Consider the following 26,250-nt stretch of genomic DNA (forward strand, 5'->3'; position numbering starts at 1 on the left):
GGATCGAAGGCTGGCGATCCTTCGCGCCCCCCCTCTGCCCTGCCGGGCATCTCCCCGACGAGGGGGGAGATTGGCGCCGGCCGCTGGCGCCTCTCCTCAGCCGCTCAATACGGCCACTCGCCCTTACCCAGCGCAGCAACCGCCGCGATGATCCGCTCAAATGCTTCTGCCGCCGCCGGCACCGTCGCGCGGCCGCGCAGGAAGCTGTGCACGAGGCGGGGCTCCTCGTGCCAGAATGCCTTGCCGCCGGCGGCCAAAATGCGGTCGCGATAGGTCTCGCCGTCCGACGACAGCGGATCGCATTCGGCGGTGACTATCACCGTTGGCGGCAGGCCGGAGAAATCGGTGTCGCGCAGCGGCGAGAAGGTCGGATCGTCTGGCGATTGGCGCTTGGCCGAGCGGACGTCTCGGTAGAAGGCGATGTCGTGCAGCGATAGCAGCGGCGCGTCGGCGTGCTCGACATAGGAGCCGGCGCTCTCGTCGCCGCCGAGCTCGGGATAGATCAGCACCTGGCCGATCACGGCGCCGCGTCGCGTCGCCTGCGCCACCCCTGCTGCGAGATTGCCGCCGGCGCTTTCGCCGCACAGCACGAGCGGCAGGCTGGTGGCCGCCGCCGCCCATTCGAAGGCGGTGACGGCATCGTCGAAGGCGGCGGGGTGCACATGCTCCGGTGCCAGGCGGTAGTCGACCGACAGCACGTCGAAGCCGGTGCCGGCGCAGATTTCGGCGCAGATGTCGTCATGGCTTTCGAGCCCGCCCAGGATGAAACCGCCGCCGTGGTAGTAGAGCACCGTCGCCCGCGCGGCCTTGCCGGCAAGCTGGTAATGGCGGACCGGGATGTCGCGGCCGGCGGCGGCAATCAGGCCGTCGCTGGTCTTGACCCCGGGTGGGCGGCCCCGGTGGAAGGCCCGGCACATCCTGTCGTAGACCGCGCGCTGCTTGTCGATCGGCAGGCCGATGATCTCGGGCGGATACCAGGCGTTGACGGCATCGATGTACGCCCAAAGAGCTGGATCGAGCCGGGTTTCGTATTTGCCACGGCTGGTCATTTTAGTTTGCCCAACCTGTCATAGATCCGCGTAGAGCTCCGCCGCGTTTGCAAAGCTGAAGCGCAGCGGCACCGAGCCTTCGACCTGCCAGACGGTGACGCTTTCACCAGCCAGCAGCCGGCAGGCGCCATCGGTGTCGGTGACGGCGCCGCCATAGAGCCGGTTGGCGAGGTTGAGGATGCCGGTCTGGTGCATGGCGGCACTGCCGCTGCCGCAGGCATCCTTGACCAGCAGCACGCGAAAGCCTTTCGCCACCGCATCCTTGACGGTGGCGTCGATGCAGGCCTCGGTCCACACGCCGGCAACGACCAGCCATTCGAAGCCGGCCGACTTGAGGTCGCGGGCCGCCGGCCCGGATCGGAAGGCGCTGGCCTCGGCCTTGATCAGCAGGGGCTCGCCATTGACGGGCGCGACCTCGTGGCAGATTTCGGTCAGCGGGTCGCTCTTGTCGGAAAAGGCCGACTTGCCGTCGGCACCGAGCGGATGAAACGGTCGGTCCTGCTTGTCCAGATCGACGATGTAAGCCCAGTGGTAGAGCGGCACATGGTTCTGCCGCGCCGCCGCCTGCAGGCGCTGGACGTTGGCGAGGATGCCGGCAAAGCCCTCGACCAGATAGCGCTGGTCCTGCCGGTGCTCTTCCTGCAGGTCGATGAAGACCGCGGCCACCGTGCCGCGTTTGAGGGAGATGGGAGCCTTCACGCGAGGAACTCATCCTCATAAGGAAAGCGCGACAGGAGTTCGGTGCCGGTGTCGGTGATCAGGATCTCGTCCTCCAGCTTGACGCCCTCGCGGCCGCCCTTCTCGCCGATATAGCTTTCGACGCTGACCACCATGCCTGGCACGATATGGCCGTCGCGGCCATAGGTCTCGTAGTCCATGGCATGGGCGATGAACGGCGTTTCGCCATGCATGCCGACGCCGTGCATGACCGAGGTGTAGCGCTGGTCGACGAAGCGGTCGGGGATTTTCCAGGCCTTCTCGGCGATCTCGCGAAAGGCCATGCCGGGTTTGACGACCCCGATGTTGTGCTGAACCTGGTCGTGCGCCATGCGGTAGAGCGACTTCTGGTAGGGGGTCGGCTTGCCCGGTCCGCAGCGGAAGGTGCGGGAGAAATCGGAATAATAGCCGTAGCAGCCGATGGTGTCGGTATCGAGCGCCAGCAGTTCGCCGGGCCGAATCTTGCGGCCGCTGGCCTCGTTGAACCACGGGTTGGTGCGCTGGCCGGAGGTCAACAGCCGCGTCTCGATGAACTCGCCGCCCTGGCGGATGACCTCTCCATACATGATGGCGAACAGGTCGTTTTCGGAGACGCCGGGCTTGATCGCCTCGCGCACCGCATAGACCGCGGCCTCGGCGCCGGCCATCGACACCTGCAGGCATTTGACCTCCTCGGGCGTCTTCACCGCGCGCACGGCGAGGATTTCGCCCTGGCAGTCCCGGACCTCGCAGCCGCGCTTTTCCAGCGCCAGCGCCTGCAGATGGCTGCAGCGGTCGAGGCCGAGCTTCATCGACCCGCCGCCATGCTGCTTCAGCAGCTCGGCGATCTCGTCGGCGAAGGGGCCGGCGGTCTCGTCGTCGCGGCCGGAGACCGACGACCAGACCAGCTTGGACGGCCGCGCCTCGTCGATCGTGTCGAGCACCATCGAGACATGGTAGCTCTGCGGGTATTCGAACAGCACGATCGGCCCGACGGTGGGCACGAAGAAATAGCGGGTCGAGTTGCGCAGGAAGTAGCCGAACATGTTGCGCGAACCGGTGGCGTAGCGCTGGTTGTAGGGGTCGAACAGAACCACGCCGCCATAGCCGGCCTCGCGCATCCAGCCGCGCAGTTTTGCCAGCCGGCCTTTACGCAAAGCATCCGCATCGATGAAGGACGGCTCGGTGTCGGACAGCCACATGCCGCCGGCCGGATCGGCCGCTGCGGGGTGGCGCATGCGATCCTTGAAGTCGACGTCCTGCGTGCTGTCGGGGTCGAATACGACGATGCTCATGGGGGTACGGCCTTGCGTGGGTTGCGAGGTCTGAGCATGGCGCAGAAGGGGCGGAGGGATTGTGCGGAAAACCGCGTGGGTTATGCGGGATGCCGCTGGCAGGTGAGTAGCGTCGAGATCCTTCGCGCCAGCATCAGCCCCTAATGTCTTCTCGCCAGCTTCGGCGGATGGCCATGTTCCTCGCGAAAAGCCCGAGCGAAGCTCGACATCGAGGCGAAGCCGCAGGCCAGCGCCACGTCGCGCACCGCGAGCGTCGAGTGCGCCAGCAGGTCGGCGGCGCGCTTCAGCCTGAGGCGGCGGTAGTAGCCATTGGGCGAGATGGCGAGTTCGGAACGAAAACTCCGTTCGAGCTTGTCGGACGACACGCCGAGCCTGGCGGTGAGCTCGGCCATGCCGAGCCGCTCCTCGACCGCATCCTCCATGATGGCGATGGCCGACAGCACCAGTTCGTTCTGGACGCCGGTGCGCAGGCGCAGCGGCATCATCTTGCGGTCGATGCTGGAGCGCAACTGGCTGTGCACGAACCATTCGGCGACGCCGGCGGCGAGCTCGGCGCCATAGTCGCGGGTGATGATCTCGAGCATCATGTCGAGGCTGCCGACGCCGCCGGCCGAAGTGAAGCGCTTGCGGTCGATGACATAGAGGTCGCGCCTGAGCTCGATGTTGGGAAACGCCTCGGTGAAGGCGGCCTGGCTGGTCCAGTGCAAGGTACAGGCATGGCCGTCGAGCAGGCCGGCGCGTGCCAGGAAGAACGCCGCATCCGCCACCGCGCCGATATGGGCGCCATTGCGCAGGCTTTTGCGGATCCAGCTGGCGGCGTCCTCGGCGACGAGGTGATCGGCGTCACCGCCCGAGCAGACGACGATGCGGTCGACCTTGGGCGCGTCCTCGGCGTAAAAGCCCGGCTGGATGACGACGCCGTTCGAGGCCTCGACCGGCCCCCTTGTGCCGCCGACGATGATCCAGCGATAGCACTGCCGCTTGGCCAGCACATTGGCGGCGCGCAGCGGCTCGATAACGGAACTGAACGCCATCATCGGAAAGCCGGGGAACACCAGCACGGCGAAGGTGAGGGGTGTTTCCGTGGGTTTGGGTAGGTCGCGCGTGGCCATGGCGTCCGGAGCCGGGAGGATCGGGGCGCTACAATTCGGGCAGATGGGGTTCGGGGTCAACCGGGGGATAGGCCCATGTTACCTGAGAGGTTGACGCTGCCCCTTGGCCATTAAATCGCGAGTACTTTCTAACCCCCCAGCGCCTGGTCCAGATCCGCGATCAGATCATCGCCATCCTCGATGCCGGCCGACAGCCGCACCAGCGAATCCGAAATGCCGATCTCGGCCCGCTTCTCCACCGGGATCGAGCCATGCGTCATCAGCGCCGGGTGCTCGATCAGGCTCTCCACTCCGCCGAGGCTTTCGGCCAGCGTGAACAGCTGCGTGCGTTCGAGGAAGCGTTTGGTGCCGGCAAGGTCGCGGTCGAGCACGGCTGATATCATGCCGCCGAAGGCATGCATCTGCCTTTTGGCGATGTCATGCTGTGGATGGCTGGCGAGGCCGGGATAGATGACGCGGCGCACGTCCTTGCGGCCTTCCAGCCACTGCGCGATCTTCAGCCCGTTGGCGGAATGGCGCTCCATGCGCAGTGCCAGCGTCTTCAGGCCACGCAGCGCCAGAAAGCTGTCGAACGGGCTCGAGATGGCGCCGATGGCGTTCTGCAGGAATTTCAGCTGGGCGGCGAGATCCTTGTTGTCGCCGACCACGGCGACGCCACCGATCATGTCGGAATGGCCGTTGAGGTATTTGGTCGTCGAGTGGATGACGATGTCGATGCCGAGCTCCAGCGGCCGCTGAATGTAAGGGCTGCAAAAAGTGTTGTCCGCGACCGTGAGCACCCCCTTGCGTTTGGCGAGCGCGGCGACACCTTCGAGGTCGACGATGCGCAGCAGCGGGTTGGTCGGCGTCTCGACCCAGAGCAGCTTCGTCTCCGGGCGGATCGCCGCCTCGACGGCGGCCAGGTCGGTGAAATCGACGAAGCTGACCTGCAGATTGGCCGAGCGCTTGCGCACCCGCTCCATCAGCCGGAACGAGCCGCCATAGATGTCGTCGGTGGCGACGATGTGGGCGCCGGAATCGAGCAGTTCCAAAACAGTGGCGATCGACGCCAGGCCGGAGGCAAAAGCGAACGCGTTGCTGCCGCTTTCGAGGTCGGCCACGGCGCGTTCGAAGGCAAAGCGGGTCGGGTTCTGGCTGCGGGCGTATTCGAAACCCTTGTGCACGCCGGGCGACTGCTGGCCATAGGTCGAGGTGGCGTAGATCGGCACCATCACCGCGCCAGTCAGCGGGTCGTGACTCTGGCCGCCATGGATGGTGCGCGTCGAAAAGGCCAGGCGGTTCTTGCCCGATGGGCCGGCTGGCGGGGTGTTGCTGGTCATCGTGCGCGCCTCAGATGGTTGATCAGGTCGATGCGGGTTATCAGGCCGACGAACTCGTCGCCGTCGAAGATGATCGCGACCTCGTTGCGGTCGAACACCGGCAGCAGAGCGTCCAGCGTCTGGCTGGCCTGCAGCGTGTGCAGGTTGGAGGTCATCGCCGTGCGCACCGGGCCATTGAAGCGCTCCCAGCGGCCGTCATGCGGGCCATCGACCTTGGCCAGGATGTCGCTTTCGTCGACGATGCCGACGAGCTTGCCATTGTCGAGCACCGGCAGCTGCGAGACATCGGAGCGGCGCATGCGGCCATAGGCGTTGAGCAGGCTTTCGTCCGGGCCGACAGCGACGGTATCGCCGGTGCGGTGCGAGCGCATCACCAGGTCGCGCAAATCGCCATGCTGCTCCTGCTCGGCCAGGCCTTGCTCGGCCAGCCAGAAATCGTCGAACACTTTCGACAGATATTTGTTGCCGCTGTCGCAGACGAAGGTGACGACGCGCTTGGGCACCGTCTGTTCGCGGCAATAGCGCAAGGCGGCCGACAGCAGCGTGCCCGACGAAGAGCCGGCCAAGATGCCTTCCTTCGAAAGGAGGTCGCGCACCGCCAGCATGCTCTGCTTGTCGGGAATGGCATAGGCCTTTTTCACCAGCGACAGATCGGCATTGGGCGGCACGAAATCCTCGCCGATGCCTTCGACGGTCCAGCTGCCGGCCTCTTCCATCTTGCCGGTCTTGATCAGCGGCGCCAGCACCGAGCCGACCGGATCGGCCAACACCATCTCGGTCTTCGGCGAGACCTTGGCGAAGTAACGGCCAAGCCCGGTCAGCGTGCCGCCGGAGCCGACGCCGACGACCACCGCGTCGACATCGCCCTCGAGCTGGGTGAAGATCTCCGGCCCGGTCGTCGTCTCATGCGCCAGCGGATTGGCCGGGTTGGCGAACTGGTTGGCATAGAAGGCGCCAGGCACCTCAGCGGCGATCTTCTCGGCCATGTCCTGGTAATATTCTGGATGACCCTTGCCGACATCGGAGCGGGTCATGCGCACCTCGGCACCGAGCGCACGCAGATGCTGGATCTTTTCGCGCGACATCTTGTCGGGCACGACCAGCACGATGCGATAGCCCTTGGGGATGCCGACCTGCGCGAGACCGAGACCGGTGTTGCCGGCGGTCGCCTCGACGATGGTGCCGCCCCGCCTGAGCTTGCCCTGTTTTTCAGCCGCCGCGATCATCGACAGCGCGATGCGGTCCTTGATCGAGCCACCGGGGTTCTGGCTTTCGAGCTTGATGAACAGCCGGCATTTGCCGGTGTCGAACTTGGTCAGTTCGACCACCGGCGTCTGGCCGATCAGGTCGAGAACCGACGCATAGGGCGGACGCAGGCGGGACACTGTGCTTTCCGACGCGGCGATCTTGTGCTCGCTCATATCGATGCTCCATGATCAAGCGACCGCCTCGGGGCAGAGCGGCAGCGTATCCTCTTTTCCAGTCCTTTACAGTCGGAAAGAAGATAGATCGTACCAATCAACCGGCCAGATGGGGAATGAAATTCCAGCTTCGCCTCAAGGGCTCCGAGGGTGCGTCGAGATTCAGGTCAGGCCGATCCGAGAATGGTGGATTCCGAGAACCGGAGCGGAGCGTACTTAAAGTACGTGAGCACCGGAAGCGCAGGTATCAGCCATTCGCATGCCGGCATCACCTGAATATCGACACACCCTAACCCAGCAGCTGCTTGCTCAGCCTGGCGCATTGAACGCGAATATCGGGGATGGCGTCGATCTCGAAGAAGGTGCCGCGCGTCAGCGGGCCGACCGCCAGGATCTTGGCGGACACGCCGCCGTCGCTGGCGATGATCCCGCAATTGGCCGACACGTCGAGGCCGATGCGCAGGGGATCCGGCCGCGCCAGGCCGCGATCGACCAGCGAGCGCACCACGCTGTTCGACGAGGTCGAAATGTCCCTGACGATGCCCGAGCAATCATAGATGCGGGCGACCTCGAATGTCTCGAGGCGCTGCGTGTGGCGCGACTGGACCTGGACCGTGAACTCGCCATTGCGCGCGATGTCGACGACGCGCCCGGCGACAAGTCGGATGCGGCCGGATTGCACCGCCTCGGTGACGCGGGCATAGACCTCGGGCGCCATGCGATGGCGGTGGATGTCCCACCAGGCCTTGGTGTGTTCGACGAAGCGGCGCTTTGCGGAAGCCGGCCAGTTCTGCCAGATCTTCTGGTTGAACGGCCGCAAGCCGTCGACGACGTCGCGCCAGTCGATGCCGACCTTCTGGTTCTCCTTGATCAGGTCGCGGAACCAGCCGACGAAATAGGACAGCTGGGTGCCCAATGGAATGTCGGCGACGTCGAGCTTGATCGGATTGCCCTTGCGATGCGGCGAGGGCAGCAGGCCGCGACGCGACACCGCGATGATTTCGCCGCGATGGCCGCGCTGCTCCAGCGCGAGGAAGGCGTCGACCATGCTGAGACCGGTGCCGAGCACCATGACGCGACTGTCCGAGGGCAGTGCCGTGTCGGCTTCCGAGCCCATCCTGATTGCATGTCCCTGGGCCGGCTCCTCGTCATGGCCGGTGGCCAGCACGCCGAGATGGGCGACGACGCTGGTGCCGTTGGCGAGCGCGACCTCAACGCCGGACGGGGTGGGCGTGATCGAGAGGCTTTCCTCACGGATCAGGCGCAGCCGCCCGGATTCGCGCTCGCGCGTTTCCAGATCGTCAAGCAGTTCCTTGAGGTAGCGGGCATAGAGGCTGCGCGGCGCGTAGACAGGCGCCTGGTCGGGGGTCGCCAGGCCGCGCTCCAGCAGCCAGCGCCAGAAATTGCCGGGATCGTCGGCATAGGCGCTCATGCCGGCGGCACTGACATTCAGCACATGCGCCGACAGCAGGGTCGAATAGGCGATGCCCTGGCCGAAATGCGGGCGCTTTTCGATCAGCGTGACACGCAGATCGGGATTGGGGGATTTCAGGAGATGCGCGGCCATCACGACGCCGCTGCCGCCGCCGCCGACAATGATGATCGAGTTGGCGCGCCCGGTCATGCGCAGGACTGCCTTGGCCGAAGCGCCGGTGTCAGGCCTGGATTTTCAACCCCGTCGACAGCTCGTCGCCAGCCATGTCGCGCATTTCGGCGAGGCTGCGCTGATCGAGCACCTCGGCGATCGCCTGCCGGACCTCGAGCATCAAATGTCGGACTTGGCATGTCGCCTCGTTGCAATCTTCACAGCGCTGGTACTGGGTGCGGCTGGCGCAGGGAATTGGCGCCAGCGGCCCGTCGAGCACGCGCACGACATGGCCAACCTTGATCTCATCGGCAGGCCGCGCCAGGCGATAGCCGCCATCCTTGCCCTTGCGGCTCTGGACGAAGCCGGCATTGCGCAACTCGCCGAGGATGGCGTCGAGGAATTTCTTCGGGATGTTGTTGCCGGTGGCGATGTCGTTGACGAAAGCGAGCTGTCCGACCGGCAGTTGCGCGAGGTGTACGAGCGCCTTGAGGCCGTACTTGCCCTTTTTCGTGAGCATGAAATCAAAATTTCTCTGTCATGCGACGGCGCGAAACCATCGGTTGCGAAACGCCTGGCGTGCGTCTCCGCCGCGTCCAAGCCCACATGACACATAAATTCTAGTGACATGATGTACAAGCCGAGAGTTGTTGATTTTGCTTCGTTTTCAAGCCGCTATGGCCATTTTGTCGGGACTTTGTGCCCGTGAGGACACAAAAGCGCACGACTTTGGCGCCCGAAGCGCGTTGCCCGCGATGATCGCGTTACGGTGGCCGCTCATCGTCGCCTCCAGTTCCCAATGTCGATAAGGTTACTATACTTACCCCCGAACACGCGAAACGGGATTTTAAATCCGCCGCTGTTTGAGGCATGGATTTGCCTGAAATTGGGCGGGATGGGAATTCTCGTTCGCGGTGGGTAGCGCGGACGGTTGTCGATAGGGCCGGCCCTCCTGACTTTCGTCATCCCAGGCCGGAGGAGGAGCGAAGCGACGTCGCGGAGACCCAGGGATGATGACGCAGTCGCGAGGTTCGCAAAGCGCCCCATTCCCGGCGGGCTAGTCGTCCTAACAAGTCGGCCGCAGCCGCCCTATCCCCTCCAGCAGCCCGCCACCGGTGGCTTTTTTCTAACAAGACCGCTTCGGCTAGAAGGATTTAACTCTACAAGAGCGATAGAATTAGCTGACTATCATGGGGCATTCCGGTTTTCTCTTTTTCAGGAGCCCTTCATGTCCACCATTTCGCGACGCATCATTCTCCTCTCATCGGCGGCACTCGCGGGTGCCGCCTTCCTCGGCCCGGCCATGGCCGACGACCTCAAGATCACCATCGGCTACCAGACGGTGGTCGAGCCCTCGAAAGTGCCGCAGGCCGACGGCACCTATGAAAAGGCGACCAAGGCAGCAATAGACTGGCGCAAATTCGATTCCGGCGCCGATGTCATCGCCGCGGTCGCTTCCGGCTCGGTCGACATCGGCTATGTCGGCTCGAGCCCGCTGGCGGCGGCGGCCAGCCGCGAGCTGCCGATCCAGACCATCTTCATCGTCGGCCTGATCGGTGAATCCGAGGCGCTGGTCGCCCGCAACGGCGCCGGCATCGAGAAAATCGCTGACTTCGCCGGCAAGAAGGTGGCCGTGCCTTTCGTCTCGACGACGCATTACAGCCTGCTTGCCGCGCTGAAGCATGAGGGCGTCGATCCGAAGTCGGTCTCCTCAATCTCAGGCCACCGGAAATCGCCGCGGCTTTCGCGCGCGGTGACATCGACGCCGCCTATGTCTGGGATCCGGCGCTCGGCCAGATCAAGACGACGGGCAAGGTCGTGCTGGATTCTTCGCAGGTCGCCGCCTGGGGCGCACCGACCTTCGATGCCTGGATCGTGCGCACCGACTTTGCCGAAAAGAACCCGGAAGCGGTGCGCGACTTTGTCAAGGTGACGGGCGCGTCCTATGCCGAATTCCTGGCCAAGCCGGATGCGTGGTCGGTGACGTCGCCACAGGCGGCCAAGATCGCCAAGCTCACCGGCGCCAAGCTGGAAGAGGTGCCGCAGCTGCTGAAGGGCTATGTCTTCCCCACACTCGAAGAGCAGGCCTCAAACAAGTTCCTCGGCGGCGGCACGGTCAAGGCGGTCGAGGCAACCTCCGCCTTCCTCAAGGGGCAAGGCAAGATCGACGCGGTGCTGCCTGACTATTCGAAATACGTCTCCTCGAAATACGTCGCCGAGGCGCTGGCCTCGAACTGAGCCCCTGACTGAAACGGAACGCGCGCGGATCTCCTTCCCTGACGCCGCGTGCTGCCTGCCCCGGAACCGCTGACGAGGAGCGGTTCCGGGGCAGACGGATTATCCATTCATTTGAGCATGATCTCTGGCGAAAGCCGGACGCCACTTTTCGGGATCATGCTCTAGAACCTCCTGCGAGGCTCAATGCCGCATCTCGTGCTCGACAAGGTCTCGATCCACTATGACGGTCAGGCGGCGCCGGCCGTCGAGCGGGTGTCGATCGATGTCGCCAAGGGCGATTTCGTCGTGCTTGTCGGCCGCTCCGGCTGCGGCAAGACCTCGCTGCTCAATGTCGCCGCCGGCCTGGTCGCACCGGCGCGTGGCGCCGCGACGATCGGTGGCAGGCCGATCACAGCGCCGGGGTCGGACCGGGCGGTGGTGTTCCAGAACGATGCCTTGTTCCCATGGCTGACGGCGCGCGAGAACGTTGCCTTCGCGCTGCGGCTGCGTGGTGTCGGGCCAGCCGAGCGGGCGCGCCGCGTCGATGAATTGCTGGATCTGGTGAAGCTCGCGGATGCCGGCGACAAGCGCATCTGGGAACTTTCCGGCGGCATGCGCCAGCGTGTCGGCCTGGCCCGCGCCCTGGCCGCCGAGCCTGAATTCCTGCTGCTCGACGAACCGCTCGGCGCGCTCGATGCGCTGACGCGCGAGCGCATGCAGACGACGCTGCTCGATTTGTGGACGGCCAGCGATGTCGGCGTGCTGATGGTCACGCATGGCATCGAGGAGGCGCTGGTGCTCGCCACCCGCATCGTCGTGCTGGCTCCCGGACCGGGCCGCGTGGTGCAAACCTTCGAGCCCGGCTTCAGCCGTCGCTATGCAGCCGGCGAGGCCATTCGCACCATCAAGGCCGACCCGGCCTTCGCCTCGGCGCGCGGCGAACTGACCGACGCGATCTTCGAGGGAGAAGCGGCATGACCATTTCCTCCTACACGGAACGGCCGAGCCACCAGATCGACGAGGCCGACGGCCTGTCGGTGCCATGGTCGCGGCCCAGCCCGAAGCGCAGAGCCATTTCGGCGCGCATGGTCAGCGCGGTCACCATTCTGGTGGTGCTGGCGGTGTGGGCGCTTTCGGCCCGCCTGCAGGTGGTATCGCCGGTCTTCCTGCCCTCGCCGGCCGCCGTGTGGAACAAGTTCATCGTCGTTGCCCGCGACGGCTTCGTCGATGCGACGCTGCTGCAGCATGCCGTCGCCAGCCTGGCCAGGGTGTTCGCCGCGCTGATCGCCGCCATCCTCATTGGCGTACCGGTCGGGCTGGCGATCGGCATCAGCACCATCGGGCGCGGCATTTTCGATCCGCTGCTGGAATTCCTGCGGCCGATCCCGCCGCTCGCCTATCTGCCGCTGGTCATCATCTGGTTCGGTATCGGCGAGCCGTCGAAGATCCTGGTGCTCGCCATCGCCATGCTGGCGCCGGTGGCATTGTCGACCGCATCGGGCGTTCGCGGCGTTTCGCAGGAACGCATCAACGCGGCGCGTTCGCTTGGCGCGACGCGCGCGCAAGTGGTCCGCCACGTGATCCTGCCGAGCGCGCTGCCGTCGATCCTGACCGGACTGCGCATCGCGCTCGGCGCCGGCTGGTCGACGCTGGTCGCCGCCGAACTGGTGGCGGCGACGCGCGGGCTTGGTTTCATGATCCAGTCGGCCGCCCAGTTCCTCGTCACCGACGTGGTGGTGATGGGCATACTGGTGATCGCGGCCATCGCCTTCGTGCTCGAATTCACCATCCGCAGGATCGAGCGCGTGCTCGTCCCGTGGGCGGGACGCGAATGATCGGAAAAGGGAGAATGACGATGCCCCATTCCACCGCCGTGTTGCTCAGCCATTTCGGCGCCTGGCTGCTCAGCCTTTCCAGGGACAAGCCGAACAGGCCGCAGGAGGACGGCCTGGCGGCGCCGATGCCAGTCCAGCCGGCCAGGCACAATCGCCTGCCGCCGCGCGACGAGAGTTTTTACTGGGCCTGGCAGTATTGGTCGCAGTGAAGGGCGGTCCGGTTGGCGCACCATTGGAACGAGCGCTGGCGATCTGTCCCGCCAATCGCGGAAAATGATTCCCCTTCTCCGACTCAACTCGCAAAATCGTTTCTCTACTAAGTTTATAGACCTACCTAGCCTGATCCATCTTCCACCCGGCGAGGACATTTCCCGACGCCGATCCGCATCGAAGGAGAGGGATCATGTTCAATCTAACAAGACGTGTTTTCGGCATCGGCCTGCTGGCGGCGAGCGTTGCCATGTCGTTTGGCGCTACGGCGCAGGAATTGAAGCAGTTCAGCATCGGCTATCAGAAGACCGGCCTGCCGGTGATCGCCAGGCAGCAGCAGGTGATCGAAAAGGTGCTGAGCGACAAGGGCGTCACGGTCAAATGGGTCGAGTTCACCGCCGGTCCGCCGCTGGTGGAGGCGCTCAATGTCGGCGCCATCGATGCCGGCTGGACCGGTGATGCACCGCCGATCTTCGGCCAGTCGGCCGGCGCCAACATCGTCTATGCAGCCGCACTGCCTTCCAATGGCGACGGCGAGGCGATCTTCGTCAAGCCGGCGTCGCCGATCCAGTCGGTCGCCGACCTCAAAGGCAAGCGCGTCGGCGTCGGCAAGGGCACCAGTGCGCATAATCTGCTGGTCGCGGCCCTGGAAAAGGCTGGCGTCCCCTTCGACCAGATCACGCCGGTCTATCTCAGCCCGGCCGATGCCGCCGCCGCCTTCGCGAGCGACCAGATCGATGCCTGGACCGTCTGGGATCCGTTCTTTGCCATCGCCGAAACCCGCTACCAACCGCGCGTGCTGGCTCGCTCCAGCGAGGTACTCAAGGTCAACACCTATTTCCTCGCCAACAAGGATTTCGCCAAGGCGCATCCCGAGATCGTCACCACGACGATTGCAGCCCTTGGCGAGGCGGCGAAATGGGCGGACCAGAACCGCGACAAGGTGGTCGCGGCGCTGCACGAGGTGACCGGCGTGCCGCTCGACGCACAGACCATCGCCGCCAACCGCACCAAATTCGGTATCTTTCCGATCACCGACGAGATCATCGCCGGCCAGCAGGCGACCGCCGACCGCTTCTACAAACTCGGGCTGATCCCGAACGCGGTGCGGATTTCCGACGCGGTGTGGACCGCACCAGGCAATTGATTTTTGTCCAGGCGGCGCCGGGTGAGACCGCCCGGCGCCGTTTCCCGTTTTCGCCTGCATCTCCGAGAGGCCGTCATGACCGCGTCAGCCAGCACCGCACCACTTGATTTCTTCTGGTTCATCCCGACGCATGGTGACGGCTCCTATCTCGGCTCCGAGCAACAGCAGCGGCCGCCGGAGTTCGGCTACTTCAAGGAGATCGCCCAGGCGGTCGACCGGCTCGGCTTCCCCGGCGTGCTGTTGCCGACTGGGCAGAACTGCGAGGATTCCTGGATCACCGCGACAGGCCTCGCGACGCTGACCGAAAAACTCAAATTCCTCGTCGCACTGCGGCCCGGCGTGACGCTGCCGACCTTCGCCGCGCGCCAGACGGCGGCGCTTGACCGGCTGAGCAACGGCCGCCTGCTGCTCAATGTGGTGGTCGGCGGCAACCCGACCGAACTCGCTGGCGACGGCGTCTTCCTGCCGCATGACGAGCGCTATGCCCAGGCGCATGAATTCCTGACCATCTGGCGCGGCCTGGTGTCAGGCGAACGCGTCAATTTCGACGGCAAATACTACCGCGTCGAGAATGGCCGCCTCGACCTGCTGCCGTTGCAGGAGCGGCCGCCGCTCTATTTCGGCGGATCGTCGGACGCAGGCCAAGACCTCGCCGCCGACCTGGTCGACATGTATCTGACCTGGGGCGAGCCGCCGGCACAGGTGGCCGAGAAACTCGCTTCGGCACGCAAGAAGGCAGCGTTGCGCGGCCGCACGCTGCGCTTCGGCATCAGGCTGCATTTCATCGTTCGCGAGACCGAGGACGAAGCCTGGCGGGCCGCCGACCGGCTGATCAGCCACGTCACCGATGCCCAGATCGAAAACGCGCAGGCGCGCTTCCTCAACCAGATGGATTCGGTCGGCCAGCGCCGCATGGCCGAACTGCATGGCGGCCGCCGCGACCGGCTGGTCGTCTCGCCCAATCTGTGGGCCGGGGTCGGGCTGGTGCGCGGCGGCGCCGGCACGGCGCTGGTCGGCACGCCGGAGCAGATCACTGAGCGCATCCGCGAGTACCAGGCGATCGGCATCGATACCATCATCGGCTCGGGCTATCCGCATCTGGAGGAAGCCTATCGCGTCGCCGAGCTTTTGTTCCCTCGGCTCGGGCTCGGCAGCAGGCGGCTGCGGGCGCGCGAAGAGATCGCCAACGAATTCTCGGTCGGCTTCCATGGCGCGGCCCGCCTGCAGGCCGGGTCATGAGCTTTTCCGCGCGCCTCCACAGGAACGGCATCGGCTGGCTGCTGCCGGTGCTGGTGATTGCCGGCTGGGAGATTGCCAGCCGCGCCGGCGTCATGCCGCCTAACGTGCTGCCGGCGCCAAGTGCCGTCGCCGAGGCCTTCTGGCGGCTGACGTTGTCGGGCGAGCTTATCCGCAACATCGGTGTCAGCACGGCACGCGCGCTTGCCGGCTTCGCCGTCGGCGGCTCGATCGGCTTTGCGCTTGGCCTTGCCAACGGGTTGTCGACGCTGAGCCGTGGCCTGACCGACACCACGCTGCAGATGATCCGCAACATCCCGCACCTGGCGCTGATCCCGCTGGTCATCCTGTGGTTCGGCATCGACGAGGAAGCAAAACTGTTCCTGGTGGCGCTCGGCGTGTTCTTTCCGATTTACGTCAACACGCTGCTCGGCATCCAGAGCGTCGACCCGCAGCTGGTCGAAATGGGCCGCGTCTACGGCATGGACCGCTCGACACTTTTCTTCCGCGTGATCCTGCCCGGCGCGCTGCCGGCGATCTTCGTCGGCCTGCGCTATGCGCTGGGCATCATGTGGCTGACACTGATCGTCGCCGAAACGATTTCGGCGAGCTCCGGCCTCGGCTACATGGCGATGCAGGCGCGCGAGTTCCTGCTGATCGATGTCGTCGTGCTGTCGATCCTGATCTACGCGCTGCTCGGCAAGCTTGCCGACAGCCTCGCCCGCCTGCTCGAGCGGTTGTCGCTCGGTTGGCATCCGGCGTTCCAAAACGGATAAGACAGTGCCCATGACAGCCGCCAGCCTGACCGCAGCCCGCTCCTTCATCGCCACGCCCGCACCGTCGCGGCCGATCGGCTCCGTCGAAGGCCGGCGGGCCTTTGCCTTCAGGAATGTCGGCAAGCGCTTCGGCGACAAGATCGTGCTCGATGGCATCGATCTCGACGTGCCGATCGGGCAGTTCGTCGCCGTGATCGGCAAGAGCGGCTGCGGCAAGAGCACGCTTTTGCGGCTGCTCGCCGGGCTCGACCGGCCGACGGCCGGGTCGCTGACATTTGGATCGGAAGCGGAAGGCCACAGCCGCACGCGCTTCATGTTCCAGGAGCCGCGGCTGCTGCCGTGGGCCAGCGTGGTGAAAAACGTCGAGGTCGGGCTGACCGGCATCGCCTCCGGCGCGGACGCAAGGCAACGGGCGCTCGCCATTCTTGGCGAGGTCGGGCTCGCCGATCGCGCCGACGAATGGCCGTCGGTACTGTCCGGCGGTCAGAAGCAGCGCGTGGCGCTGGCCCGCGCGCTGGTCGGCCACCCGCAGATCCTGGCGCTCGACGAGCCGCTGGGGGCGCTCGACGCCTTGACCCGCATCGAGATGCAGCAGTTGCTGGAACGCATCTGGCTCGCGCAGAAATTCACCGCCGTGCTGGTCACGCATGATGTCGCCGAAGCGGTTGCACTGGCCGACCGGGTCGTGGTGATCAATGCCGGCAAGATCGCGCTTGACCTGGATGTGCCGGTGGAACGGCCACGCCGGCGCGGTTCGGTCGAACTTGCCCGGCTTGAGGGCAATATTTTGGATCGGCTGTTCGGGTAGATCTCCGGCGCAGAAGCTGCCTTCGAGAGGTCGGCGGGACAGCGCCCCCCTCTGCCCTACCGGGCATCTCCCCCACTTGGGGGGAGATTGGCCGTCACCTCTGCTTTCGCCAATCGCTAGCATTGAAAGAAGGACGGCGAGGTCGAAGCCGCCAATCTCCCCCCTCGTGGGGGAGATGTCCGGCAGGACAGAGGGGGGCGCGCCGGATCGCCAGCGCTTGTTCGCAACTCACCCTCTTGAACGGTTTGCCCAGACCAGGCCCACCAGGCCGACCAGCGTGGTGACGAGGCCGACATAGAGCCATTGCGACTGGCCGGTCATGAAGCTGCCGCCGACCACGCCGACGCCCTGCAGCGACCACAGCACACCGATGGCGAGCACGATCAACGCCAGCAGATTTTTGGTCAGTCTCATTGACGGATCTCCCTTTCGAAGTCGATCGGTTGCGGCGTTGTGGGCACGATGAAAGAACTGAAGGAAGGGACCCGACCGCGTTCACTTCTACTTGGATATCAACGCTCGATCTTGTCAAACAAGTCCCCGACTTCAGCACGAAGATCATCGAGAATTGATTACCGGCCTGGCGAAAATCCCTAACAGACTGTTACCCAGCGACTCCAAACGTGTGCCGCCGCCATGGAACCGCCAGATACTTGCCGCATTTGTTGCCTTATTCGACACATAACGGCTGGGGTCTGTCAAAAACGGAGCCATCCCCCAAATATGAATACTACAAAACAGACCGCGCTTGTCGCGGTAACGATTGCTGCTGGCCTGATGGTCGGCGCTTCCGCCACTTCGGCAACCGCCGCCGGCCAGTGCGGCCGTGCCTCCTGGTACGCGCTGCATTCGAAGACCGCATCGGGCGAGCGCATGAATCCTTCGGCGATGACCGCCGCGCATCGCACCTTGCCCTTCGGCACCAAGCTCAGGGTGACCAACAAGAACAACGGCCGCAGCGTCGTCGTGCGCATCAACGATCGTGGCCCGTTCATCAAGGGACGCGTGCTCGACCTGTCGAAGGGTGCCGCCGGCCAGCTCGGCTTCATCGGCTCCGGCCATACCTCCGTCTGCATGGCGCGCGTTTGACGCTGCTGTTGCTTGGACCATGATCTCTGGACAAAACGGTTTTCCGTTTGTCCGACAAAAACCGCAAACCACGTTTCGGGATCATGGTCGGAGTGTCCGGCACCAAGTCCGGACACATTTCGTACACACTTCGCAACGCACAGTGAGCCGGCTGCGCCGTTCGGGCCGGATTTTCAAGGCCTTGGACGAAAGAAGCGTTGATCACGCCAAGTGACGTATTGCGTCGCAGCAATTAGTTGTTAACCTCCCCGCGAGATATCAAAGGCATGGCGCTGCTCGTCGTCCCTTCGGTCGCATGCAGCAGCGGGGTTCTTTATGTTCTACCAGCTCTATGAAATGAACCACGCGGCCATGCAGCCCGCGCGCCTCTATGCCGATGCGGTGCGCCTGTTCTACACCAATCCGCTCAATCCGTTTTCCCACACGTCCTGGGGCCGTTCGGTCGCGGCGACCGCCGAACTGTTCGAGCGCACCACGCGCCGCTACAGCAAACCGACATTCGGCCTCGACAAGACCGTTGTCGACTGGAAGAGCGTCGAAGTCGCCGAGAAGACCGTGTGGTCGCGGCCGTTCTGCAATCTCGTCCGCTTCGAACGCGCCGTGCCCGCCGGGCGCCGGCCGGATCCGAAGCTGTTGATCGTGGCGCCGATGTCGGGCCACTACGCGACGCTGCTGCGCGGCACGGTCGAGGCAATGCTGCCCCATGCCGACGTGCACATCACCGACTGGGTCGATGCCCGCATGGTGCCGCTCGCCGACGGCAGTTTCGATCTCGACGACTACATCGACTACATCATCGACATATTGCATACGCTCGGCCCCGACACGCATGTGATGGCGGTGTGCCAGCCTTCGGTGCCGGTGCTGGCCGCGGTGGCGCTGATGGAAACGCGCGGCGATCCCTTCGTGCCCTCGACGATGACGTTGATGGGCGGGCCGATCGACACCCGCCGCAACCCGACCGCGGTCAATCTGCTGGCTGAGGAAAAGGGCATCGACTGGTTCCGCGACAATGTCGTGATGCGGGCGCCCTGGCCGGTGCCGGGCTTCGGCCGCGAGGTCTATCCCGGCTTCCTGCAGCTGTCCGGCTTCATGAGCATGAACCTCGACCGCCACATCATCGCCCACAAGGACTTCTTCATGCACCTGGTGAAGCATGATGGCGACAACGCCGAGAAGCACCGCGATTTCTACGACGAATATCTGGCGGTGATGGATCTGACGGCGGAATTCTACCTGCAGACCGTCGACACCGTCTTCGTGCGCCATGCCTTGCCCAAGGGCGAGATGACGCATCGCGGCACCAGGATCGATCCGTCTGACATCCGCAACGTCGCCCTGTTCACGGTCGAAGGCGAGAACGACGACATTTCCGGCCTTGGCCAGACCAAGGCGGCGCATGATCTGTGCCCCAACATCCCCGCCGACAGGCATGCCCACTACATGCAGCCGGCGGTCGGCCACTACGGCGTGTTCAACGGCTCACGCTTCCGCTCCGAAATCGTGCCGCGCATCGTCGATTTCATCACCAGCTATGGCCGCCAGGACAGGGTGGCGGTGAAGCCGAAGCTGGTCCGCACCGCCAAGAGATAGTGCAAACAAAGCTTAACAGCGACAATCCCCGCCAATTGGCCGGCAAAATGCGGCCGGCCGGCCGATTCTGTTGCACAAGTGCCGCTGTCCTACCCCTCGGGTAACCATGCCATCAATCCGACCGTCGTCGTAATTGACACGGACTGTAAATCCCCTTTAACCTTTCGTTAATAACAAAGGGCGAGCGGGGACAATGATTTCCTCACCAATGGCGCGAAGGCTGCGCGCGTATGTGGCGGCCGGGCTGGCAGTAACGGGAGGCTGGGTGGCACCGGCTTTGGCGGCTGGAGCGATGGCGACCGGGGGCCTCACCTCGCAGCCGATCGGCCACTATGATTTCTGCAAGCTCCATCCGGGCGAATGCTCGATCCGCCCCGCCAATCTCGCGCCGGCCGCGATGACCGACGGGCTGATGCGCAAGCTGATCAACGTCACCGCCAGGGTCAATGCCGCCGTCAAGCCGATGAGCGACATGGAAATCTACGGCAAGGACGAAGTCTGGGCCTATCCCGACAAGGGCGTCGGTGACTGCGAGGACTACGTGCTGGAGAAGCGGCGCCAGCTTTCGCGCATGGGCATATCGCTTGCCGACCTTCTGATAACCGTCGTGCGCAAGCCGGACGGCGAGGGCCATGCGGTGCTGACGGTGCGCACCGACGACGGCGACTATGTGCTCGACAATCTGAACGACAAGGTCAAGGCGTGGGACCAGACCGGCTACCGCTTCCTCAAGCGGCAGGCGATCGACAACACCGGCCGCTGGGTCTCGATCCGCGGTGGCCAGCAGGTCCTGGTCGGCTCGGTTCAGTAGCCGTACGCAAACAGAGCGACTTCGGCGAAGGGTCGGCGATCCTTCGCGCTGTCCTGCCGGCGTCTCGCTATTGGCCCAGCGCCGCGCGCATCATGCCAACCCCCGACAAATCTCGCATTTCTCCGTGAACCATTTCCTCCCGGCCGACGACACATGGCCGTAGACGGAAACCAACCATGGAGACTTCAGATGACTGCACTTTTGCGCAATGCACTGCTTGCCGCCGTCGCGGTGTCTGGCATGGCCGGATCGGCCTTGGCCGATCAGACCATAAGCTGCGCCAAGACATCGACCAACGATTTGTGGAGCGGGCGCTGCTGCAGCAACGGCGACGCGAACTGCCTGGGCGGCGGAAACAACGGCAACGACCATGGTGACAAGGGCGGCCGGGGAAACAATGGCGGCGCGGCCGGCAAGAAATGATCTCATCACTGCTGAACGCCGGCGGGCTCTTCAAGTGAAGCGGACGCCGGCGCCAGCAGGAAACTCGCGCCCCACTGGCGCACCACCGCCAGCTTACGCCTGGCGACCCAGTGCCGCGCGGATCGATGCGGTGATGCGGCGCAGTTCCGCCTCGTCGAGTTTTTCGATGTTCTCGGCCAGCAGATTGGCGAGCTCGGTGGCGGCGGGGCTGAGACCCGACGTGTCGAGCTTCACGCGCGGATGCGAGGCTTCGGCCAGCCGCGCCAGCTCCTCGGCGTCATCCCAGATGACGTTGAAATAACCGATGATCTTCTGAATCAGCGTCCAGGTCGGCGCACCACGCCTTCCATGCTCCAGTGCCGACAGATAGGCGGCGCTGACACCGATGGCCGCCGCCATGTCCTTCTGGCTGACGCCGCGCTCGCTTCTGAGCGTCCGCAGCTTCTCGCCGAACGGGGTCATGCGCCCATCCTCATGCGCGCTGCCGCCGCAGCCGGATGTAGAGCGCGCCCGAACCACCATGGTTGCGGGCGGCATGGTCGTGGCTGGAGACCAGCGGCCGAAAGGCAGGCGTCGACAGCCAGGCGGGCACGGCCCGCCGCAGCACCCCGTCGCCGCCGGAGGACGAGCCCTTGCCGGTGATGACCAGCACATAGCGGATGCCGCCGGCATGCGCCCGGTGCAGGAACGAGAACAGCAGCGAATAGGCCTCGTCCTGGGTCAGGCCGTGCAAATCGACGCGGCCCTCGATCGGCAGCCGGCCCTTCGACAGTTTGTCCAGCGTCGGTTCGTCGAGCGCATGGGCGACATGCTGCGCCTTCGGCTTTGCCGCGCCTGGCTGATTGGCAATAGGCTGGGCCGGCTGCGACGGCGTTGGCCTGTTTTCAGCCGGGATATCGGGGATATCGACGGCAATCCTGCCCTTGAGCGGCTTGGCGGTGCGCGCCACCAGGTTCCACAGCACCCGGTCGTCTTCGCTGAGCTTATCCGAGCGCCGGGTCATCGATTCGCACCCGGAACGAGAACGCGCGGGATCAACGCATAAAAATCCGCCGCATGGCGCACCACGCCGGCGACCTCGCCGGCTCCATCGCCCGAGCCGGCGAAGAGATCTCCCCGCGCCGGTCCGGTGATTGCGGAGCCGGTGTCTTGCGCAATCATCAGGCGCCGGAACGGTTTTGCGTCGAACGCGGTCAGCGATGGTGCATCGATATGGAACGGCGTGCCGAATGTGTGCAGCAGGCGGTCGACAGCGATGGAGCGGCCCGGCGTCAGCGGCACCTTGGCGGCGGCGATCGGACCAAGGCCCGCGTCCTCCACATCAGCCTCGCGGAAGAAGATGTAGGAGCGGTTCTGCCAAAGGATCTCGTCTACACGATCCGGATGCGCCTTGAACCAGGCGCGGATCGACTGCATCGTCACCTTTTCCAGCGGGATTTCGCCAATCTCGCTGAGGATTTTGCCAGGCCCGGTGAAGCGCTGGCCGGATTTGGCGGCATAGGTGACACGGCGAAGCCGGCCATCGGTCATCTTCAGTCTGGCAGCACCCTGCACGTGAATGAAGAAGGCATCGACCTTGTCGGCCAGCCAGGCGATTTCCAGACCCTTGCCGGCGAGCGCGCCGCGCTCGATCTCGCCGCGGTCGGGATATTCGACCGGTCCATCCGGCGTCTGGCGGGCAAAAGCGAAGTAGGGATCCATGCCTGGCGGCCGGTTGGCGTCATCGATATCGACGAGATCGACTGGACGCGACAGCAGCGGCACCGAGAAGCGGTCCGTCCGCACCGGCGATGCCTCGACCTCGGGTTCGTAGAAACCGGTGACGAGGCCGGCGCCCCCATTCTCGGCGCGGATGTGCACGGGGATGAAATGGCGCTCGAAGAAGGCGCGGGCCTGCGACCGATTCGCCGGCGAAACAATGCGGGCCTCGGCGTAGGCCTCGGCAAAAGCGTCGAAGTCGACGCCAAGCGAACCGCTGCGATAGGGCTTGATCAGGACATGAAAGGCGGAACGGCGAAAGGCTGCAAAGGCTGCCAGATGGTCATCGTCGCCCCAGCCGGGGAGATCGGCAAAAGACCTGGCGACAAAGAGAGGCGATAGCGACACCGGAGCCTCGCCGCTTGTGCCGGGTTCAGTCTTCTTCCTCGGTGGCGACGAGCTTCCAGTTCGGATCGCGCGAGCGCGTGTCGCGGGCGAAGGTCCAGACGTCCTTGACCTCGGCGACGGTTTCGGGGTCGCCGTCGATAACGGCGCCGGCCTTGTCGCGGGTCGCCGAAATCAGCTCGCTGATGATGCGCAGCGTGACATGCGCCTCGCCGCCCTTCATCTCGGCCGAGACGATGTCGGCCTTGTCGATGCCGACGAAAGAGGACTGGATCTTTTCCGCCTTGGCCTCGCGTTCGCCGATCGCGGCGACAAAGCCGTCAAAGACTTCGCGCGACAACAGGTTCTTCAGCGTTTTGCGATCGCCGTCGGCATAGGCCATGACGATCATCTCATAGGCCATCTTGGCGCCGTCGACGAAGCCCTTCGGCTCGAAGGACGGATCATTGTCCTTGATCGTGCGCAGACCCTTGTTGAGGTCGGTGTCGGGTTTGGCGAAGGCGTCGATCGCCGCATAGGTGTCGGCCGCCGGCTCGCCCGGCAACCGCTTGCGCGGCAGCGACACGACATTTTCGGATTTCTGGGCGGCATCCTTGTCGCCGCTGCGGGCCGCCGTATAGGGGTCGAAGGGTGGCCGTTCGCTGCCGGTGCGACGGCCCAGCACATTGCGCAGCTGGAAAAAGATGACCACCGCCGCAATCAGGAAGAAAATCGTGCCGAAGTCGAAGAATCCCATATCTTCCGCCAATCAATCCCTGCCCTGTGGCCAGACCGCCGGCCCCAAAGGCCACGGTCGCATAGCGTTCAACATTCAAAGCATATAGAACGCAAGGCGCAATCATTCAAATCAAAGGCAGGCATACCTATCTAACAGCCTCAGTGCCAGCGGCGATTGCTCGCCGGCGGCCAAAACACCGAAACGGCCAAAACCATCGAGAGGGTTGGCAAGAGTTGCGCATTTCGTTCCTTCCGCTTTTTGTCCTCGCGCTACCGCTGCTGGAAATCGCCGGCTTCGTGGTTGTCGGGCGCCAGGTCGGCGCGCTGGCGACTGTCGGCCTGGTGCTGGCGTCGAGCATCGCCGGCGCGCTGCTGCTCCGACACCAGGGGTTCAGCGTCATGACGCGGATCCGGGCCGAGATGGACGCCGGCCGCGATCCGAGCCGCCAGCTCGCGCATGGCGCGATGATCGTGCTGGCGGCGATCCTTTTGATCATCCCCGGCTTCATCACCGACATTATCGGCCTGCTGCTGTTCCTGCCGCCGATCCGGGATCTCGCCTGGCGGGCATTGAAGGGCCGCGTGGTGCTGGCTACCAATTTCAGCACTGGCGGCTTCCGTGGCCGGCAACGCGACAAGACCATCGACCTCGACGATGGCGATTATTCGCGCAGCGACGACTATGCGCGCGGCCCGGACCACAACTCTCCCTGGCGCCGCCTCAAGGACGAGTAGGCAGCGTCTGGCCTGCTTCGCCCGAAGCAAGGCGGCAAACCTTGTCTTGTCATGCCGACCATGGTAGCGAACGCCCGATTTCAATTCGGTCAGCGATGCTGCCCAGGCAAGAGGACGAAGGCTTATGGCCAGCAAGGATGACGCGCCGGTCGGCGCGGCCAACGGGAACGGCAACACTGCGGCGCAGCCGTCGCTCAACGTGCTGGCCCAGTATGTGAAGGACCTTTCCTTCGAAAGCCCCGGCGCGCCGAATTCGCTGCGCGGCCGCGACAAGGCCCCCGGCATCGCCATCAACGTCAATGTCAACGCCAACCCGCTCTCCGACAAGCAGTTCGACGTCAACCTGACGCTGAACGCCAAGGCCTCCTTCGACCAGGAAGTGCTGTTCAATGTCGAGCTGGTCTATGGCGGTGTGTTCGCGATCGCCGGCTTCCCGCAGGAACACATGCTGCCGATCCTGTTCATCGAATGCCCGCGCCTGCTGTTCCCCTTCGCCAGGCAGATCATCGCCGAGGCGACGCGCAATGGCGGCTTCCCGCCGCTGATGCTCGACCCGATCGATTTCGCGCAGATGTTCCAGCAGAAGCTGGCCGAAGACCAGGCGGCGTCCAACGTCAAGGTGAGCTGAGGCATGCCTTGCAGAATTCATGAAAAGCCCGGCCTTGTGCCGGGTTTTTTGTATCGGAGGCTAGGTCGTATTCGTAGCTTGCTCTGTGGCCATCATCGAACTTCTCCGACGCCGGGATCGTTGGTGGACCTACCCGTGAGGAAGAAAAGTGGCATTTGGCCCTTACCCTTCACGTTGACCGTTCCACGCTCCTCGAACGTGTAGCTTGCTCCTAAGACGCGCTTCACTTCTGGTGTAATTTGAATGCGCCCGGGAACGCCGGAGGATTCCATCCGAGCCGCTACATTTATCGTATCACCCCAAACATCGTAGAATGGCTTGCGACGGCCTATGACACCTGCGACAGCAGGCCCGGAGTGGAATCCAATGCGAACTGCGACTTCCTCACCGAATTCGACGGTCAGGCGCCCTGCCACATTGATCATGTCCAGAGCCATGTTCGCGACCGAGTTTGTGTGCCCCTCAGCAGGAATCGGCATTCCTCCGGCCACCATGTAAGCGTCGCCAATCGTCTTGATTTTCTCCAGGCCGTGCTTTTCTGCCAACAGGTCGAATTCCCCAAAAATGCGCTCAAGGAATGCCACCAGTTCCTCTGGTTGCTTGCGCGCTGCGCTTGATGTGAAACCGACAACATCTGCGAAAAGAACGGTCACCGAATCGAACTTGTCCGCAATGACGCCGTCAGGACGCTCCTTGAGGCGCGTTGCTATGGGATTTGGCAGGAGGTTCTGCAGGAGAAGCTCAGACCGAGCGTATTCTCGCTGCAGGGATGCTTCGGCCGACTCCGCCAGGCGGAAGGCAACAAACGTTGTGCAGGCCAAAACTGCCTCAAGGGCGAACATCGACAAGATGAAGACGCTATCGTCAAATCCAATATCCAGCGACTCGGAAAACGGATTGCGTATTTGCGGAAGCCAAGGGCGTCCGGTGAACACCAGCGTCGGTAGTGTGAATTCAAGCACCAAGAACGTCGAAATAGCAATAAATGTAAACGCTGCAACAAGTATGGGCCGCCGGGTACCCAGTAGCAGCGGTAGAATCGGTCCGGCGGAAATTAGAAAGAAGTGTGCTCCGGCATCCCTCCCAGACAGCAGCGCCAACAGCACCACAATCGCGAACATGAAAGCCAGCAGAAGGTAAGCTGCAACGGCGTTTGAGAAGCCGTTTGTGAATGGCACCGACAGAAATAACAAACTGGCGACAAAGTTTATCGCCAGGAACCTGTCGTGATGAACGGCTCCTGCAACCATATTGAAGCCGCAGAAAAACAGACAGATCGAAGCCGCTCCCAACGCAACCACGTTTACCAGATAAACGCGCCGGCCCGATGCCACCCCATCATGCGGAATCCCTCGGCGTAGCACCGCTTGGAGGACCACATTAAACCGCATGACCAATCGACGGATGTGAGTTTTCATCGGCCGCCCAATCCGCACAAGCGCTCA

Annotated in this window: 27 protein-coding genes and 1 pseudogene; 14 read left to right on the plus strand and 14 right to left on the minus strand. The window is 64.1% G+C overall.

The window, feature by feature from the left end; all coding sequences use genetic code 11:
- Positions 1 to 104: 104 nt before the first annotated feature.
- From ACFSOZ_RS04820 to ACFSOZ_RS04855, 8 genes are all read right to left on the minus strand, one after another.
- Positions 105 to 1,049, minus strand: coding sequence for an alpha/beta hydrolase (locus ACFSOZ_RS04820; RefSeq protein ID WP_379094244.1), 945 nt, complete (start codon positions 1,047 to 1,049; stop codon positions 105 to 107).
- Between the two features lie 18 nt (positions 1,050 to 1,067).
- Positions 1,068 to 1,748 (minus strand): isochorismatase family protein, encoded by a 681-nt coding sequence (locus ACFSOZ_RS04825; RefSeq protein ID WP_379094246.1) that lies wholly within the window; start codon positions 1,746 to 1,748, stop codon positions 1,068 to 1,070.
- The gene (locus tag ACFSOZ_RS04830; RefSeq protein ID WP_379094248.1) at positions 1,745 to 3,040 is read right to left on the minus strand and encodes a M24 family metallopeptidase; all 1,296 of its coding nucleotides are present in this window, start codon (positions 3,038 to 3,040) and stop codon (positions 1,745 to 1,747) included. The genes ACFSOZ_RS04825 and ACFSOZ_RS04830 overlap by 4 nt, the downstream gene beginning before the upstream one ends.
- Before the next feature lie 140 nt (positions 3,041 to 3,180).
- Positions 3,181 to 4,152: a GlxA family transcriptional regulator gene (locus ACFSOZ_RS04835; protein WP_379094250.1), complete on the minus strand. Its 972-nt coding sequence runs from the start codon at positions 4,150 to 4,152 to the stop codon at positions 3,181 to 3,183.
- A gap of 128 nt (positions 4,153 to 4,280) precedes the next feature.
- On the minus strand, positions 4,281 to 5,471 hold the full coding sequence (locus ACFSOZ_RS04840; RefSeq protein ID WP_379094252.1) for a trans-sulfuration enzyme family protein: 1,191 nt from the start codon (positions 5,469 to 5,471) through the stop codon (positions 4,281 to 4,283).
- Complete coding sequence (locus tag ACFSOZ_RS04845; protein ID WP_379094254.1) at positions 5,468 to 6,892, minus strand: pyridoxal-phosphate dependent enzyme; 1,425 nt, start codon at positions 6,890 to 6,892, stop codon at positions 5,468 to 5,470. The genes ACFSOZ_RS04840 and ACFSOZ_RS04845 overlap by 4 nt, the downstream gene beginning before the upstream one ends.
- Positions 6,893 to 7,181: 289 nt before the next feature.
- A complete protein-coding gene (locus tag ACFSOZ_RS04850; protein ID WP_379094256.1) occupies positions 7,182 to 8,516 on the minus strand; it encodes an FAD/NAD(P)-binding protein in 1,335 nt (444 codons plus the stop codon).
- 31 nt (positions 8,517 to 8,547) lie between these two features.
- Positions 8,548 to 8,997: an RrF2 family transcriptional regulator gene (locus ACFSOZ_RS04855; RefSeq protein ID WP_379094258.1), complete on the minus strand. Its 450-nt coding sequence runs from the start codon at positions 8,995 to 8,997 to the stop codon at positions 8,548 to 8,550.
- A 708-nt stretch (positions 8,998 to 9,705) separates the two neighbouring features.
- On the opposite strand from ACFSOZ_RS04855, the pseudogene tauA reads away from it, so the two are divergent.
- The 8 genes and pseudogenes from tauA to ACFSOZ_RS04895 all read left to right on the plus strand — a co-directional run bounded on the left by tauA (position 9,706) and on the right by ACFSOZ_RS04895 (position 16,706).
- Positions 9,706 to 10,715: pseudogene (gene tauA, locus ACFSOZ_RS04860) on the plus strand (taurine ABC transporter substrate-binding protein).
- A gap of 183 nt (positions 10,716 to 10,898) precedes the next feature.
- Positions 10,899 to 11,672 carry a taurine ABC transporter ATP-binding protein gene (locus tag ACFSOZ_RS04865; protein WP_379094260.1) on the plus strand — a complete coding sequence of 258 codons (774 nt, stop codon included), beginning with the start codon at positions 10,899 to 10,901 and terminating at the stop codon, positions 11,670 to 11,672.
- The gene (locus ACFSOZ_RS04870; RefSeq protein WP_379094262.1) at positions 11,669 to 12,529 is read left to right on the plus strand and encodes an ABC transporter permease subunit; all 861 of its coding nucleotides are present in this window, start codon (positions 11,669 to 11,671) and stop codon (positions 12,527 to 12,529) included. Before ACFSOZ_RS04865 ends, ACFSOZ_RS04870 begins: the two co-directional genes overlap by 4 nt.
- Positions 12,530 to 12,549: 20 nt before the next feature.
- On the plus strand, positions 12,550 to 12,738 hold the full coding sequence (locus ACFSOZ_RS04875) for a hypothetical protein (protein WP_379094264.1): 189 nt from the start codon (positions 12,550 to 12,552) through the stop codon (positions 12,736 to 12,738).
- Positions 12,739 to 12,989: 251 nt separating this feature from the next.
- The gene (locus ACFSOZ_RS04880; RefSeq protein ID WP_379094966.1) at positions 12,990 to 13,886 is read left to right on the plus strand and encodes a sulfonate ABC transporter substrate-binding protein; all 897 of its coding nucleotides are present in this window, start codon (positions 12,990 to 12,992) and stop codon (positions 13,884 to 13,886) included.
- Between the two features lie 75 nt (positions 13,887 to 13,961).
- A complete protein-coding gene (gene ssuD / locus ACFSOZ_RS04885) occupies positions 13,962 to 15,125 on the plus strand; it encodes an FMNH2-dependent alkanesulfonate monooxygenase (RefSeq protein ID WP_379094265.1) in 1,164 nt (387 codons plus the stop codon).
- Complete coding sequence (locus ACFSOZ_RS04890) at positions 15,122 to 15,898, plus strand: ABC transporter permease subunit (RefSeq protein ID WP_379094267.1); 777 nt, start codon at positions 15,122 to 15,124, stop codon at positions 15,896 to 15,898. The genes ssuD and ACFSOZ_RS04890 overlap by 4 nt, the downstream gene beginning before the upstream one ends.
- Positions 15,899 to 15,908: 10 nt before the next feature.
- Positions 15,909 to 16,706, plus strand: coding sequence for an ATP-binding cassette domain-containing protein (locus ACFSOZ_RS04895; RefSeq protein WP_379094269.1), 798 nt, complete (start codon positions 15,909 to 15,911; stop codon positions 16,704 to 16,706).
- 228 nt (positions 16,707 to 16,934) lie between these two features.
- Here the strand turns inward: ACFSOZ_RS04895 and ACFSOZ_RS04900 are convergent, their stop codons facing one another.
- A complete protein-coding gene (locus tag ACFSOZ_RS04900; protein WP_379094271.1) occupies positions 16,935 to 17,120 on the minus strand; it encodes a hypothetical protein in 186 nt (61 codons plus the stop codon).
- Between the two features lie 309 nt (positions 17,121 to 17,429).
- On the opposite strand from ACFSOZ_RS04900, the gene ACFSOZ_RS04905 reads away from it, so the two are divergent.
- The 4 genes from ACFSOZ_RS04905 to ACFSOZ_RS04920 all read left to right on the plus strand — a co-directional run bounded on the left by ACFSOZ_RS04905 (position 17,430) and on the right by ACFSOZ_RS04920 (position 20,622).
- The gene (locus tag ACFSOZ_RS04905; RefSeq protein ID WP_379094273.1) at positions 17,430 to 17,795 is read left to right on the plus strand and encodes a septal ring lytic transglycosylase RlpA family protein; all 366 of its coding nucleotides are present in this window, start codon (positions 17,430 to 17,432) and stop codon (positions 17,793 to 17,795) included.
- Positions 17,796 to 18,110: 315 nt separating this feature from the next.
- Positions 18,111 to 19,388 (plus strand): polyhydroxyalkanoate depolymerase, encoded by a 1,278-nt coding sequence (locus ACFSOZ_RS04910; protein ID WP_379094275.1) that lies wholly within the window; start codon positions 18,111 to 18,113, stop codon positions 19,386 to 19,388.
- A gap of 193 nt (positions 19,389 to 19,581) precedes the next feature.
- A complete protein-coding gene (locus tag ACFSOZ_RS04915; RefSeq protein ID WP_379094277.1) occupies positions 19,582 to 20,199 on the plus strand; it encodes a transglutaminase-like cysteine peptidase in 618 nt (205 codons plus the stop codon).
- 189 nt (positions 20,200 to 20,388) lie between these two features.
- On the plus strand, positions 20,389 to 20,622 hold the full coding sequence (locus ACFSOZ_RS04920; RefSeq protein WP_379094278.1) for a hypothetical protein: 234 nt from the start codon (positions 20,389 to 20,391) through the stop codon (positions 20,620 to 20,622).
- A gap of 93 nt (positions 20,623 to 20,715) precedes the next feature.
- Here the strand turns inward: ACFSOZ_RS04920 and ACFSOZ_RS04925 are convergent, their stop codons facing one another.
- From ACFSOZ_RS04925 to ACFSOZ_RS04940, 4 genes are read right to left on the minus strand one after another with little or no spacing between them, the layout of a single operon-like run.
- Complete coding sequence (locus ACFSOZ_RS04925; protein ID WP_379094280.1) at positions 20,716 to 21,084, minus strand: helix-turn-helix domain-containing protein; 369 nt, start codon at positions 21,082 to 21,084, stop codon at positions 20,716 to 20,718.
- A 10-nt stretch (positions 21,085 to 21,094) separates the two neighbouring features.
- A complete protein-coding gene (locus tag ACFSOZ_RS04930; RefSeq protein ID WP_379094282.1) occupies positions 21,095 to 21,625 on the minus strand; it encodes a Smr/MutS family protein in 531 nt (176 codons plus the stop codon).
- Positions 21,622 to 22,728, minus strand: coding sequence for a murein transglycosylase A (gene mltA, locus ACFSOZ_RS04935; RefSeq protein ID WP_379094284.1), 1,107 nt, complete (start codon positions 22,726 to 22,728; stop codon positions 21,622 to 21,624). The genes ACFSOZ_RS04930 and mltA overlap by 4 nt, the downstream gene beginning before the upstream one ends.
- A 25-nt stretch (positions 22,729 to 22,753) precedes the next feature.
- Entirely contained in the window at positions 22,754 to 23,461 is a 708-nt protein-coding gene (locus ACFSOZ_RS04940; RefSeq protein WP_379094286.1) for a Tim44/TimA family putative adaptor protein, read from the minus strand.
- Between the two features lie 215 nt (positions 23,462 to 23,676).
- Between ACFSOZ_RS04940 and ACFSOZ_RS04945 the strand changes: the two genes are divergently transcribed.
- On the plus strand, positions 23,677 to 24,177 hold the full coding sequence (locus tag ACFSOZ_RS04945; protein WP_379094288.1) for an FxsA family protein: 501 nt from the start codon (positions 23,677 to 23,679) through the stop codon (positions 24,175 to 24,177).
- A 124-nt stretch (positions 24,178 to 24,301) separates the two neighbouring features.
- Positions 24,302 to 24,805, plus strand: a complete 504-nt coding sequence (secB, locus tag ACFSOZ_RS04950; RefSeq protein WP_379094290.1) for a protein-export chaperone SecB — start codon at positions 24,302 to 24,304, stop codon at positions 24,803 to 24,805.
- A 92-nt stretch (positions 24,806 to 24,897) separates the two neighbouring features.
- Here the strand turns inward: secB and ACFSOZ_RS04955 are convergent, their stop codons facing one another.
- Positions 24,898 to 26,223: an adenylate/guanylate cyclase domain-containing protein gene (locus tag ACFSOZ_RS04955; protein WP_379094292.1), complete on the minus strand. Its 1,326-nt coding sequence runs from the start codon at positions 26,221 to 26,223 to the stop codon at positions 24,898 to 24,900.
- Between the last annotated feature and the right edge of the window lie 27 nt (positions 26,224 to 26,250).

Origin of the sequence: Mesorhizobium newzealandense, from assembly GCF_042682145.1 — a bacterium.
Classification (GTDB): Bacteria; Pseudomonadota; Alphaproteobacteria; order Rhizobiales; family Rhizobiaceae; genus Mesorhizobium; species Mesorhizobium newzealandense.